This window comes from Rheinheimera mesophila (genome assembly GCF_000986865.1).
Lineage (GTDB): Bacteria > Pseudomonadota > Gammaproteobacteria > Enterobacterales > Alteromonadaceae > Pararheinheimera > Pararheinheimera mesophila.
Window position 1 is genome coordinate 138,118 of record NZ_LAVS01000001.1, and the last position, 13,713, is coordinate 151,830.

At 46.9% G+C, this 13,713-nt stretch carries 15 protein-coding genes; 4 read left to right on the forward strand and 11 right to left on the reverse strand.

Features of this window, described 5'->3' with window-relative positions; genetic code table 11:
* Positions 1 to 8 precede the first annotated feature (8 nt).
* A complete protein-coding gene (locus SD53_RS00620; RefSeq protein ID WP_046518260.1) occupies positions 9 to 1,076 on the reverse strand; it encodes a 3-deoxy-7-phosphoheptulonate synthase in 1,068 nt (355 codons plus the stop codon).
* 348 nt (positions 1,077 to 1,424) lie between these two features.
* Here SD53_RS00620 and SD53_RS00625 point away from each other — a divergent pair, with 348 nt between their 5' ends.
* On the forward strand, positions 1,425 to 1,775 hold the full coding sequence (locus SD53_RS00625; RefSeq protein WP_046518261.1) for a DUF3135 domain-containing protein: 351 nt from the start codon (positions 1,425 to 1,427) through the stop codon (positions 1,773 to 1,775).
* 103 nt (positions 1,776 to 1,878) lie between these two features.
* Positions 1,879 to 2,457, forward strand: coding sequence for a response regulator (locus SD53_RS00630; RefSeq protein WP_046518262.1), 579 nt, complete (start codon positions 1,879 to 1,881; stop codon positions 2,455 to 2,457).
* A 171-nt stretch (positions 2,458 to 2,628) separates the two neighbouring features.
* Here the strand turns inward: SD53_RS00630 and SD53_RS00635 are convergent, their stop codons facing one another.
* The 7 genes from SD53_RS00635 to ffh all read right to left on the reverse strand — a co-directional run bounded on the left by SD53_RS00635 (position 2,629) and on the right by ffh (position 8,253).
* Entirely contained in the window at positions 2,629 to 3,855 is a 1,227-nt protein-coding gene (locus tag SD53_RS00635) for a threonine/serine exporter family protein (RefSeq protein WP_082101735.1), read from the reverse strand.
* 117 nt (positions 3,856 to 3,972) lie between these two features.
* Positions 3,973 to 4,545, reverse strand: a complete 573-nt coding sequence (locus SD53_RS00640) for a DNA-J related domain-containing protein (RefSeq protein ID WP_157850003.1) — start codon at positions 4,543 to 4,545, stop codon at positions 3,973 to 3,975.
* 207 nt (positions 4,546 to 4,752) lie between these two features.
* A complete protein-coding gene (rplS, locus tag SD53_RS00645) occupies positions 4,753 to 5,112 on the reverse strand; it encodes a 50S ribosomal protein L19 (RefSeq protein ID WP_046518264.1) in 360 nt (119 codons plus the stop codon).
* A gap of 22 nt (positions 5,113 to 5,134) precedes the next feature.
* Positions 5,135 to 5,911, reverse strand: a complete 777-nt coding sequence (gene trmD / locus SD53_RS00650) for a tRNA (guanosine(37)-N1)-methyltransferase TrmD (RefSeq protein ID WP_206539874.1) — start codon at positions 5,909 to 5,911, stop codon at positions 5,135 to 5,137.
* On the reverse strand, positions 5,911 to 6,438 hold the full coding sequence (rimM, locus tag SD53_RS00655; protein WP_046518265.1) for a ribosome maturation factor RimM: 528 nt from the start codon (positions 6,436 to 6,438) through the stop codon (positions 5,911 to 5,913). The genes trmD and rimM overlap by 1 nt, the downstream gene beginning before the upstream one ends.
* Before the next feature lie 28 nt (positions 6,439 to 6,466).
* The gene (rpsP, locus tag SD53_RS00660; protein ID WP_046518266.1) at positions 6,467 to 6,718 is read right to left on the reverse strand and encodes a 30S ribosomal protein S16; all 252 of its coding nucleotides are present in this window, start codon (positions 6,716 to 6,718) and stop codon (positions 6,467 to 6,469) included.
* 167 nt (positions 6,719 to 6,885) lie between these two features.
* Positions 6,886 to 8,253, reverse strand: a complete 1,368-nt coding sequence (gene ffh, locus SD53_RS00665) for a signal recognition particle protein (protein WP_046518267.1) — start codon at positions 8,251 to 8,253, stop codon at positions 6,886 to 6,888.
* Between the two features lie 175 nt (positions 8,254 to 8,428).
* Here ffh and SD53_RS00670 point away from each other — a divergent pair, with 175 nt between their 5' ends.
* Positions 8,429 to 9,238, forward strand: a complete 810-nt coding sequence (locus SD53_RS00670) for a cytochrome C assembly family protein (RefSeq protein WP_046518268.1) — start codon at positions 8,429 to 8,431, stop codon at positions 9,236 to 9,238.
* Positions 9,239 to 9,330: 92 nt separating this feature from the next.
* On the forward strand, positions 9,331 to 10,599 hold the full coding sequence (locus SD53_RS00675) for an HlyC/CorC family transporter (RefSeq protein WP_046518269.1): 1,269 nt from the start codon (positions 9,331 to 9,333) through the stop codon (positions 10,597 to 10,599).
* A 90-nt stretch (positions 10,600 to 10,689) separates the two neighbouring features.
* Here SD53_RS00675 and SD53_RS00680 read toward each other — a convergent pair whose 3' ends face one another.
* The 3 genes from SD53_RS00680 to SD53_RS00690 all read right to left on the reverse strand — a co-directional run bounded on the left by SD53_RS00680 (position 10,690) and on the right by SD53_RS00690 (position 13,630).
* Complete coding sequence (locus tag SD53_RS00680) at positions 10,690 to 11,307, reverse strand: transglycosylase SLT domain-containing protein (RefSeq protein ID WP_046518270.1); 618 nt, start codon at positions 11,305 to 11,307, stop codon at positions 10,690 to 10,692.
* Positions 11,308 to 11,490: 183 nt separating this feature from the next.
* Complete coding sequence (gshA, locus tag SD53_RS00685) at positions 11,491 to 13,065, reverse strand: glutamate--cysteine ligase (protein ID WP_046518271.1); 1,575 nt, start codon at positions 13,063 to 13,065, stop codon at positions 11,491 to 11,493.
* A gap of 109 nt (positions 13,066 to 13,174) precedes the next feature.
* A complete protein-coding gene (locus tag SD53_RS00690) occupies positions 13,175 to 13,630 on the reverse strand; it encodes a CBS domain-containing protein (protein WP_046518272.1) in 456 nt (151 codons plus the stop codon).
* Positions 13,631 to 13,713 lie beyond the last annotated feature (83 nt).

Genomic DNA, 13,713 nt, shown 5'->3' on the forward strand with positions numbered 1-13,713 from the left:
ATTTCTTCTCAGGCTGCAGCTTCGGCTGATTCAGCTAAGGATAGCTGCTGCGCTAAACCTGCCAACAACTGGGCTGTAGTGGCCCAGTCAATACAGGCGTCAGTAATGGATACACCGTAAAGTTCAGCTTTGCCATCCACTAAGTCCTGACGACCAGCATGAATATGGCTTTCCAGCATAATACCGATAATAGCTTTGTTGCCTTTTAGGCGCTGTTCAATCACGGATTGAGCCACCAGGCCCTGTCTGTTGTGATCTTTACTGGAGTTACCATGGCTGCAGTCGATCACCAGGCCTTCAGGTAAACCATGTTTACGCAGCGCTGTTAAGGCCGCCTGTACACTGTCTTCGTCATAATTTGGCTTGGCGCCGCCACGCAAAATCACGTGACCGTCCGGATTCCCCGCAGTTTGCACCAAAGACACCTGACCTTTTTGGTTAATCCCAATAAAACTGTGACCACTGGCGGCGGATTGCAGCGCATTCAGTGCAATATTCAGATTGCCATCGGTGCCATTTTTAAAGCCGACGGGCATCGACAAACCACTGGCCATCTCGCGATGAGTTTGCGATTCCACAGTACGAGCCCCGACAGCAGCCCAACTGATTAAATCAGATAAATACTGTGGACTGATCGGATCCAAAGCTTCAGTGGCAGCGGGCAACTCCATCTCCACTAAGTCCAACAGCAAACGACGACCTTTGGTTAACCCCGTTTCCAGATCAAAAGAATCATCCAGATGCGGGTCGTTGATAAACCCCTTCCAGCCCACCGTAGTGCGCGGTTTTTCAAAGTACACCCGCATCACAATGTACAAGCTGTCCTTGTATTGCAGTTGCAGTTGTTTCAAACGACGGGCGTAATCCATAGCGGATACAGGGTCGTGAATGGAGCAGGGACCAGTGATCACCAGCAAACGCGGATCGCGGCCATGCACTATATCGGCAATTTCCTGACGGGATTTCTGAATAAAATCAGAACCGGCGCCAGATAAAGGTAATGCCTGTTTTAACACGGCTGGCGGGCTTAACAACTGCTCCGACACTATACGTAAATCGTCAACTATCTTACTCATTTGAATGCTCCTGTTTGCATCATGCGTTGCCAAAGCGCCGGTTTTACTTGAACAATGCAAGCAGAATACCAGTAAACTTATATTTACAACACGTACTTATTTGATTACGAATGCCGACATATTAAAAACCAACAGCACACAAGTCAACCTTTTAAGCCAAACCAATAAAGGACAAACACCAAAAACAGCCCAAACACTCAAATGTAAATATTTAAATACACTCATTTACTAACCATGTCTCAGGACTATCCAACACAGCATCCTCTACCCAGATGCAGCGCCAACAGCAAGCTTAAATGAATGGTCTACACTAAAAGACGTCCTCCATTTTTGCGAACAGGCGATCCTATGGCTGCCCCTCCTTATTCACCATTACCAGCTTTTGATGAGTTGCTGCATATGGCCAAACAAGATCCCGCCGCGCTGGATGCATTACAGAAGAAATTGAATCAGGAACTTATTGATGCCCAGAGCGACGACGAGGGAAAAAAGGCTATCCAACAAACCCTATTCAGGCTACAGTCAGAACAGCTAAGGTATAAAGCGCCTCTGGTCCGGTTGACCAGAGCTTATCAACTGATGTTGTCAGAGATGGATCGCTTGCAGACAGCATTGGAACAGCTGTGTACAACACAAACACCAGTAAAAAAAACCTGCGCAACTATTTTGTCTTTCAGGTCAAAGAGTCAGGAGCGATAAGTGAAAAAAAAGCGACGAAAAATTACAAAAAATAAAGTGACAGCAAGCCGCGTTCTCGTCTAGAATTGATAAAAATACAAAATATGATACTCATTAGCCCCGTATGAACAAAAGTAAGCACACAGAACCTTTATTGTCGACCCAACAAGCTGCTGATTTACTTGGCGTTTCTTTACGCACCGTGCAGTTATGGGTAGAGAAAGGTGCTCTGGATGCCTGGAAAACTCCAGGTGGTCATCGTCGTGTTACTCAATCTTCTGTTGAACGCCTTCTGCTGAAAAATCAAACTCAACCTATTGATAATTCAGTGCGCATTCTCCTGGCCGAAGATGATGAGTTACTGAAACAACTTTATAGTCTGCAAATTGAATCCTGGGGTTTACCTATCAGTCTGCAATCTGTCACTAACGGTATTGCAGGCTTACTCAAAATTGGCGAGTGGGCACCACAAATTCTGATTTCCGACCTGCAGATGCCTGAGCTCGATGGTTTTCAGATGATCCGTGAATTGCAGTTATCACCCCGTCACGAAAATATGAAAATCATTGTAGTGACCGCACTGACAGACGCGGAAATTGCTGCCGGGGGTGGCTTGCCCAGCTCAGTACAATTGATGCGAAAACCACTGTTGTTTAGTGACTTAAAAGATCGTTTAGAGAAGTTACTGCAAGAGCTGCATTAATCGCAGCTCTGTGTACTGGATCACCGCCCTGCCCGCTACTTTTTTTGCTTAGCCTTACCTTTCTGAGCATGTCAAATAGCTGCCTACGACCGTGACAAAGGGCTTTATCGCTTGACTCTTACCTGAAAGAACAAGGCTGCCGCAAGGTAAGATGTAATAGTATTATCGTTGCTATAAGGCTTTTCGTGGAGGCAATGCGACATTCGCAAAGATAAAGCCAGCGACCAATGACATAAAAATCAAAAAGGTCTGCTGGCCTAACTGTTCAGTAGAAACAATCTGTTGGCCCGAAACAAACGCATTTAAGCCCATGTACGTTTTACTTCCCGGAACCAGTACTATCATGCCCTGCAATGAGACGATACTGGCAGGCGCGTTCATCAGGCGATTGAACAAATTGCCATATAAACCCACGGCAAAAGCTCCGACAAAAGCCCCTAATGCCAAGCCAAGGTAATAAGCGCCGAATAAACTGGCAGCATAGGCAATAAAACCGGAGACCAGTCCCCATAGCGCATGCCTTAATCTCGCCTTAAACACGACGACTAAACTGCCACATAAAATAGCCACAGCCAGCCAACTGGTCCATTCTGGCACTGAGGGCGCGATTTGTGGCGGGATCTGGCCGAACAATACCTGACCTAAAGCCACTCCCAGAAAGGCGCCAAAATACAGCTTAAACAGCAGCATCACTGCGTCCATCACCCGCGCTGTGCCAGAGACCAAATGGCGGGCCGCCAGCTCTGCCAGCCCCAGAGTTAAAGCCAGGCCTGGAATAAAGACAATAATGGCGGACAATACCACTAAAGGCACATTGATCATCGGGTCGATATAAACAGCCACAGCGGTCGCCATTAAAGCAGAGACTAAAGCGACCAAAGGCTCCAGCATATGAGCCACCCGGCGTGACTTCATCGACCAGAGTACAAACAAATACACAATCAGGCTCAGCACAGTGGCCCAGAATACATCGTGCCAACTGGCGCGCATTAACATGGCAAAAGCGCCACCCGCAGCACCGAAAGCAGCAAAAGTGGCCCAGCGGGAGTAAGGATTAGGCGCTGCTGCTATTTGATCCAGCCGTTGATTGACATCCTGCAAAGTCAGCTTACTGCTGGCAAGCGCATCGACCAGCTCGTCTGTGTAAGATAAAGCGCCTAAGTCCAGCTCGCCGGGCGTCACACGGGAGATATGAGTGTATTCATTTTCTTCACCCGGAACCCAAAGCACAAAAGTCAGCACAGTGGGGGTGATCGCAAAAGAACCGCCAATTTTCAGCAGCTTGGCCACTTCCTGTAAATGTGCTTCCAAGCGATAAGCCGGAGTACCGAACTTATGCAGCATTTTGCCGAGCTTAACGATAAAACGGCGTTTTTCAATAAAACTGGCGGAGTCCACTTGAAAATCCTTGTTGTCTTGCAACTCAATACAGCTATTGTAGTGGGCTTTCTAAAGGCAGGATAGAAGAAGATAAAGCTAAGTGATTGATAAAGGCTAAGTTACTGTGCTCTTCTATCAAGAGAGTTCTGCCAGCAGCCATTGGTATTCCTGCTGCAGTAACTGAAAAGCGGCCGCATCACCGCCTTTATCCGGATGCAAACGCAGCGCTTGCTGCCGGTAGACTTTTTTTAGCTGGGTTACAGAATAAGGCTGATTTAACTGCCATTTCTGCCGCAACGCGCCAGTATCAAGCGCCTGGTTTTGCTGATGTAGTGCTAGTTTTTTCCAGAACTCATCTAACAAAGCCTGTAATTTGTCATCTGTCATAGCGCGCATATTTTGCCAGTCCAGATAATAAGCGGCTTTGTCCTGCTGCTCCTGCCATAAAGCGACTGCATTATCAGGCAGAGCTGTCACTGTATAGACCATCACTTTGGCATAGCCGATATGCAATAAGGCCACCTGTTCCTGTCGCCACTGCGCTTGCAGCACAAACAGATGATGGTAAAGCACAAAATGTTGCTGGAATAACAAAGAATCCACGGCAAGGCTGCGGGGTTCGGGAAAAAAAGCTTTTAATTGATGCAGCAATTCCTGCTCGCTGATCTCTCCTTGCCGGGACAACAGGAAAGCTTCGAGTGCGGCCACTAAATCATCTTGCAGCTCTGTGTTCATGATGGAAGTAAAGGCGAAAAAATTGTCAGGATCAATTTTAACAATGCGAAGCATTGGCCCAAAGGGTGAGCGCCAAAGATGGCTGCGACATCGTCGCAACAACGTTCCCGACAGTTGCGACATACCGTCCTTCCATGGACATAAAAAAAGGCTGACACAAGGTCAGCCTTTCCAGTTTGCTTAGTTAAGCTTTTCGCGGATACGCGCTGATTTACCTGAACGATCGCGTAAGTAGTAAAGCTTGGCACGGCGCACTGCACCACGGCGTTTCAGCGTAATGCTGTCAATCATAGGGCTGTGCGTCTGGAATACACGCTCAACACCTTCGCCGTTGGAAATTTTACGAACTGTAAAAGATGAATGCAGACCACGGTTACGTTTAGCGATAACGATACCTTCGTATGCCTGCAGACGAGTTTTATCGCCTTCTTTTACTTTAACCTGAACTACTACAGTGTCACCTGGGCCAAAGGCTGGCACGTCAGTTTTTAACTGTTCGTCTTCAAGTTGCTTGATAATGTTTTGGCTAACTTTGCTCATAACAATCTCACTTTACCTGGAATTAACTATCGTGTTGCTGCAACGCCTGGTGTTCCTGTTGGAATTCATCCAGTAATTTGCGTTGCTCCTTAGTCAGAGCCAGGGCATTTAACATATCCGGCCGTCTTAACCAGGTTCTACCAAGAGCCTGCTTCAGACGCCAGCGTCGTATATTTTCATGGTGTCCACTCAGCAACACCGGTGGAACCTGTTTGTCTGCTAACACCGCAGGTCTGGTGTAGTGTGGGCAGTCTAACAAACCAGTTGCAAACGAATCCTGTTCTGCCGACTCTTCGTGCCCCAGTACGCCTGGTACCAGTCGCGATACCGCATCAATCAGCGTCATCGCAGGCAACTCGCCTCCACTCAGCACGTAATCCCCAATTGACCATTCTTCGTCAATTTCGGTTTCAATTACGCGTTCATCAATGCCTTCGTAACGGCCTGCCACTAACAGCAGTTTCGGGTAACGTGCAAGTTCCTGTACACCTTGTTGGTCTAACTTGCGGCCTTGCGGCGACAAATACACCGTATGTACATTCCCTCCGGCAGCTTGCTTGGCCGCGCGAATAGCGTCGGTCAGCGGCTGTACCATCATCAGCATACCAGGACCACCTCCAAAGGGGCGATCATCGACGGTGTTGTGTTTGTCGTGGGTATAATCCCGCGGATTCCAACACTCCACCTGCAACAGTCCTTGCTTTACAGCGCGGCTTGTTACACCAAACTTTGTAATAGCATCAAACATCTGCGGGAACAGAGTAACAACTCCAACCCACAAGCCAGCTTGCTGCGACATTAAAAGTCCGGATCCCAGTCTACTAAGATACGTCGTTCAGCGTTATTCACATCCTTAATGACAGAGTCAGTCAGGAAAGGCAGTAAACGCTCCGTCTTGCCAAATGCATCGGATTTATTGGCTTTCACAACAAGAACGTCGTTTGAGCCAGTTTCCATCATGTCGACCACTTCACCTAAGTGATAACCAGCCTCGTTCACTACAGCCATGCCCATCAGGTCACGCCAGTAGTAATCACCCTCAGCAAGCTGGGGTAATGAAGAACGCTCTACTGCGATATCCGCATTGACGTAGAGTTGAGCCTGGTCGCGGTCAGACACGTCAGCCAGTTTGACGATCAGGCCATTGCCATGTCGTTTTTTGCCGCTGATTTGCACTTGACGCCAGTTACCCTGCAGTTGAATTTGCCAGGGTGTGTAATCAAAAATCCCTTCCGGGACATCGGTATAGGAGTTTACTTTTAGCCACCCGTTGATGCCGTAAACAGCGCCAAACTTACCTAAGACAACTAAATCTTTACCGTTCAAGGTGAAACTCCGACCTTTATTTTAGCTATTAAGCAGCAGCTTTCTTAGCAGCTTTCACCAATGAAGCAACGCGGTCGCTTAAAGAAGCGCCTTGCGATACCCAGTGGTTGATACGCTCTAAGTCAATACGCGTTTGCTCTTCTGCACCGCCAGCGATTGGGTTGAAGAAACCCACGCGCTCAATAAAGCGGCCATCACGAGCAAAACGGCTGTCCGCTACCACAACTTGGTAAAATGGACGCTTTTTCGCGCCACCACGTTGTAAACGAATAGTTACCATACCGTCCTCTAATAATCGTTCAGGATTTAAAAAAATAACAAACCCCGCGGTCAGACCGTGGGGTCGGTGAATTGTACGGATTTTTGCCTGCTTTGCAAGGTTTTTCGGGCTTTGGCCGCATATTTCAGCTTTTGCTAAAAGCCAACGGCCGTGCTATTGAGCAGGACTTAACGCGGAGGTAATAAGCCCGGTGGTAACTTGCCGCCCATACCACGCATCATCTTCATTAAGCCGCCTTTACCCGACATCTGCTTCATCATTTTCTGCATTTGGGTAAATTGTTTCAGCAGTTGGTTTACATCCTGCACTTGGGTGCCTGACCCTGCGGCAATACGTTTTTTGCGCGAGCCTTTAATCAAATCGGGAAACAAACGCTCTTTTTTGGTCATGGAGTTAATAATGGCTTCCATTTTATTGAACTGCTTATTGCCCATCTGATCCATGGCACCAGCGGGTAAGTTTTTCATGCCGGGTAATTTATCCAGCATTGACATCATACCGCCCATACTGCGCATCTGCACTAACTGATCGCGGAAGTCTTCTAAACTAAAGCCCTGCCCTTTCATCACTTTGGCAGCGACTTTTGCCGCTTGTTCTTTGTCGACCTTCTGCTCGATTTGTTCAATCAGGCTCATCACATCGCCCATACCCAAAATACGGGAGGCGATTCGATCCGGGTGGAACGGCTCTAAGGCGTCTGTTTTTTCGCCCATACCGATAAACTTAATCGGCTTGCCTGTGATATGACGGATAGATAACGCAGCACCACCACGGGCATCACCATCGGCTTTGGTCAGGATCACACCGGTCAAAGGCAATGCTTCATTAAACGCTTTTGCTGTATTGGCCGCATCCTGACCTGTCATGGCATCCACCACAAACAGCGTTTCTATAGGTTTAACCGCTGCATGCAGGGCTTTGATTTCGCCCATCATGTCATCGTCTACGTGTAAACGACCGGCGGTATCGACCAGCAGCACATCAAAAATTTGTAAGCGGGCATGAGCTATAGCAGCGTTGACGATATCGATAGGTTTCTGACTGACAGTACTTGGGAAACACTCAACCCCAACTTCTCTCGCCAGTGTTTCCAACTGTTTAATAGCGGCTGGACGATAGACGTCAGCAGACACTACCAATACTTTTTTCTTTTTCCGCTCTTTTAAGAACTTAGCCAATTTACCAACAGAAGTGGTTTTACCCGCCCCCTGTAAACCTGCCATCAACACCACAGCCGGAGGCTGAACATTCAGAGCCAGTTCTTCGTTGGCTTCGCCCATCGCATCTTCTAATGCTTTACGGACAATTTTCAGAAACTCCTGACCAGGAGTCAGGCTTTTACTGACTTCAATGCCAACAGAACGCTCTTTGACCTGATTGACAAAGTCACGCACCACAGGCAAAGCCACGTCGGCTTCTAATAACGCCATCCGTACTTCACGTAAGGTTTCTTTAATATTATCTTCAGTTAAACGACCACGACCGCTGATGTTCTTCAGCGTTTTGGTGAGGCGGTCCGACAGGTTTTCAAACATAACTTAGCACCTGATATACAATATGGCCGGATTATATCGTATAAACCTGAAGCGAGTAACTACTCGGCTGACATCTTCCTACCCAGTGTCGCTGCGAATACACAAGGGTACTCTGTCAAATGCGAGTAATTTGCAATAGAATGTTAAATCTTCACGAATCAACAGGATCTGATTTATGGTAGTTGAGCTGTTACCCGGAGTGGCATTGGTTGGTTATCTGCTGGCAACAGGTTTGGTTTTGTCGCGCTTGGTGCATCCACAAGGCCCTGACTATAAATTAGTGTTCAGCGCAGCGGTGATGGCTATTGTCTGTCACATGCTGTTTCTGGCCGACTCGGTTTTTGCCGACTCGGGTCAGAACTTTAGTCTGTTGAACGTGATTTCGCTGGTGTGTTGGTTGATCAGTACCGCCATTACTATCACGGCCTTACGCACGCCAACTGTCTTGCTGTTACCTATAGTCTATGGCTTTTCTGCCTTGACACAACTGGCGGTATTGTGGCTGCCTGCTGAAGTGCAAATGCAGCATTTTGAGCATAACCCCATTTTGCTGATGCATATCATAATGGCCTTTGTCGCTTATACCTTGCTGATTGTAGCCACCTTGCACTCGCTGCAGGTGCACTACATCAGTAAAAAATTGAAACAAAAAGATTTCATGCTGGGTAATCAGTTTTTACCCCCTTTGTTGCAAGTAGAGCGACTGCAATTCAGGGTGCTATTGTTGGGGACCTTGTTACTCGGCTTAACCTTATTCAGCGGTGCCGCTTTTACCGACAATTGGCTGGCGGCCCACAATCTGCATAAAAACATTTTGAGTTCTGTCGCTTTTCTGGTGTTCGCTGTGTTGTTATGGGGCCACGCTCAGCGAGGCTGGCGGGGTCGTCTTGCCATAGCCCTCACCTTTACCGGTAGCTTGTTATTGACTCTGGCTTATTTTGGCAGCCGCTTTGTCAGGGAAGTGATATTGGGTCGGCTTGGATAATAGCTTTTTCCGCGCTCTGGTTATAAAGGCTTGACTTGACGGGCTGTTCGTACTATCAAATAGCTTCGATTAGCCCTACAGGTACAGTACTTTTGGACGAGATCTCAACCAGCACCCTCTTTATCGTTTTGGGATTGTTGGTGTTATGTTCTGCATTCTTTTCAGCTTCCGAAACCGGCATGATGTCGGTCAATCCATACAAGCTTAAACACCTTGCCAATGAACAACATAAAGCTGCACTGCGCGTGACGGCCATGCTGGAGCGCCGCGACCGGCTGATTGGTTTAATTCTGGTGGGTAATAATCTGGTTAATGTGGCGGCTTCGTCTATCGGTACACTGATAGGAATGAGGTTGTATGGCGACTTCGGTATTCTGATTGCGGGTATAGTTCTTACCCTGATTATTTTAATTTTCGGTGAAGTGACACCAAAGACACTGGCCGCTTTGCATCCGGAGCGAGTGGCTTTTCCAAGTTCAGTAGTCCTCAAACCACTGATGAAAGTGCTTTACCCTGTGGTCTGGTTACTTAATAAAATCTGCAATACTTTTTTAGGCTGGCTGGGAGTCAGCGCCGAACAACATCATGGCAGCAGCTTAAGCTCTGAAGAGCTTCGAACCGTGGTGCATGAAGCCGGGGCTTTAATTCCGCAACAGCACCAGAATATGCTGGTCGGTGTACTGGATTTAGAAAAAGCTACAGTCGAAGATATTATGATACCGCGCAATGAACTGGTTGGGGTCGATATCAATGATGAATGGAAAGACATAGTTCGTCAGTTGTCCAACGCACAGCACAACCGCATTCTGCTTTACCGCGACAGCGTCGATGATGCGTTAGGTTTTATCCATAGCCGCGAATTAGCCCGTCTGGCGTTAAAAGATCAGTTAAACAAAGCGTCTTTGTTGCGATCGGTACGGGAAATTTATTTTATTCCGGAAAATACCCCACTGAATACTCAACTGCATAAATTCCAAAGCTCAAAAGAACGGATAGGTCTGGTGGTTGATGAGTACGGTGATATCCAGGGTTTGGTTACCTTAGAGGACATACTGGAAGAAGTGGTGGGTAACTTCACAACAGATATTGCGGATTATCAGAATGATGAAATTCTGCCTCAGGCTGATGGTAGTTATCTGGTCGATGGCGGTATTAACCTGCGGGATTTGAACCGTGATATGCAGCTGAACTTCCCCACGGACGGCCCTAAAACGTTAAATGGTCTGGTGTTGGAGTACCTGGAAGAAATTCCCGAAGCCAGTTTAGGTTTAACTCTGGCAGGTTGTCCGATGGAGATAGTTGAAGTGCAGGACAATATGATTAAAACAGTGCGACTGATGCCCCATTTGCAACAGAACTAACATATCCGTCGCACTTGAGTGAACAGTGGAGCCGGGCGCAGATAAACCGCGCCTCTACACTATCATCTTCCAAAACAAGACTGGATTCAGTTAACCAAATAAACCAAAAAACCAGCCACTTTTAAATTCGTCTTCACAGCTTTGTAACTGGCGCTGATACAGGGTTGCACGCTGTTGTACCTTGCGTGATGTTTCCATCAACCAGCGTTTTTTATAGTAGCTGCCACGTTTGTAGCCGCCCCAGCCTTCGTGATAATTCAGATACTGTGCATAAGCATCCGACTTTGACACTTTATTGATACGGCTACTTTTATTGATATACCAGCCCATAAAATCTAATGCATCGTCAAAGTTGGAACGCGCGGCAAAATAACTACCTGTCTCCCGGCCATAGTCTTCCCAGGTTTCGTCTTTCACCTGGGCATAACCATAGGCTGTACTGGCGCGGCCGACAGGAATAAAGCCAAACCAATACTGCATCGGAGGCTGAGCATCATGTTTAAAGCTACTTTCCTGATACATCATCGCCATTGGCACATGAATAGGCACGTCCCATTTGTCGCGCATATCGGCTGCAGCATCATACCAATCGTTGTGTTCACGGAATATGTCACACAAATTAGAGCTATTTTTTGGTGGGGCTGTGGCACAGCCTGTCAGAATGGTGGCTACGGATAAAAAGAGTAAAGTTTTTTTAATTTTTTTCATCAGGCGCTGAACTTTTTAAAACACAACTCAGACTAACCCAATGAACGGATTCAACCAAGTTTTTGTTTTTCATCCCTGGATTATCCTTATCCTTAGTTTTCACGACCAGCTTGCTGGTCGTTTTTTTATCTGCAAACTCAAAAATTTGGCAACAAAAGCCGAATTTAGTGTCCGGCTTTATCGTTATAAATCAGCAAAATAGCGTTCGAGATACTGATCAAAACTCAGATCATCCGCCTGCTCAATCTTTTGTTGTTCAGCTAAAGACTGCTCAGCCATTTTTTCAAATTCAGCCTCGCTATACATCTGATAGTCGGTTGCTGCGAGTTGTTGCCTGTATTGCTCCGCCAACGACAAGGCATAATAAGGGCTGTCCTGTTGCTGGGCAATTAAACGGCTGAGTAATTTGCCTGAATAGGTCTGGCTCGGGTCCAGTAAGCCTAAATAAAACTCTTTTATTACCGCTTTATAGCAATCACCGCCATAGGCCGTATCCATCCAGTCTGCAATCGGCATCAGATCGGCAAACAACTGTTCTGCCCAGTCCAGCATTAAACGCGGCTGACCATTGTCATCTAGCTCCAGATTTTGTCTGCGACCTTCAGTCACTACCTTACGCAAATTCTGCTCTGTTACTGCCTGTTCTTGCGCCGATAAATCCGGGCTTTTCTCCAGTAAGCAGTAGATTAAAAACAAATCGAGAAAACGCATTTGTTCGGCATTAATACCTACAGCACTGAATGGATTCACATCCAGAGCCCGCACTTCAATGTACTCCACACCACGGCGTTTCAGGGCACAGGTGGGGCGCTCACCGCTTTGGGTGGTGCGTTTAGGCCGGATGGTCGAATAAAATTCGTTTTCGATTTGCAGAATATTGCTGTTAAGTTGCTGGTACTTGCCATCCACTTTGACACCGATAGAAGCGTATTCGGCAGAGGGTGTTGAAATGGCCTGACGCAAGCCTTTGATATAATCCGGTAAATTGTTGTAACTGATATTTAAGCTGGATTGAGCACTGTTGGTGTAACCCAAATCACTCATCCGAAGCGACGTGGCATAAGGTAAATACAAAGAGCCTTTACCTAAAGTCTGGAACTTATATTTGGGCTCGCGGCCTTGTAAAAACGAGCTACACATAGCCGGAGAGGCACCAAACAAATACACCACCAACCAGACATATCTTTTGTAGTTACGAATTAAGTGAAGGTACTGAGCAGAAATAAAGTCCTGCAAAGACCCGGTATCTCCCAACAATTGCTGATAGTGCTGCCAGAACGCTTCCGGAATAGAAAAATTAAAATGCACACCACTGATAGCCTGCATCATACTGCCATATCGGTTTTTCAATCCCTGGCGGTAGACTGTTTTCATGGTGCCGACATTAGAGCTACCGTACTGCGCCAGCCGGATTTCATCCTGATGGCTGATATAACAAGGCATAGACCCAGCCCAGAGCCGCTCTTCACCTATGTGGGATAACGCAAACTTATGAATATCGGTCAGTTGCTTTAAAGTGACTTCAATATCTGTCTGAGCCGGAGTGATAAACTCAAGAAGAGACTCAGAAAAATCTGTGGTAATTAAAGGATGAGTTAAGGCCGACCCCAGGGCTTTGGCATGATCGGTTTGTGCCAATTGACCGTCAGGTTTAATCCGCAATGTCTCCCGTTCAATACCCCGTCTGATCCCTTTAATAGCATGTTGAAATGACGTGGTGCCAAGTGCAGCCAGACGTTGTTCGAGGAAATGACTCAAGCTGATCCCTTATTTTGATAAAAAAGCAGAGCTTAAAATGGGGCGACTCCGAATAAAAAACAAGAGTCCCAGCAGATTAAGTTTCTCTGACACAAAAGATGCTGTTATTTTACTCTTCTTCAGACGAGGCACCAGAGGCTAATCTGCTTTTACGTGCCGCCTGCAACACAACTACCCGCATGATATCTTTCCACGATACGATACCTATCGCCAGATCATCCTGATCCGTTACCGCCAGACAACCAATATTGTGTTTAAGCAACAAAGCTGCCGCTTTCACCACAGGGTAATCTTGCGGCACAGCAATCACAGGACTGGTCATCACATGCTTAATTTTTCGACTGGTGACAAAAACGTCTAAGGTTTTTTCTGAGGCGGCATCCATCACAGGAGCCAGAGCTTTGAAATAATCCTTCACTGACACTATACCTACCAAACGTCGGCTCGCATCAATAACAGGCACATGCTGAAATTTTGACTGATTAAAAATGTCTTTTAAGACAGATAAACTCATATCCGGGTCAACCGTAGTCAACTTTCTGGTCATAATGGCAGATACTTGCATAATGCTCCTGAGCTCGCTTATCTGACAGATCTTTGAAATAATGCCACCGCGTTGCTCCAGATTAACTGAATGATAAATAAAAA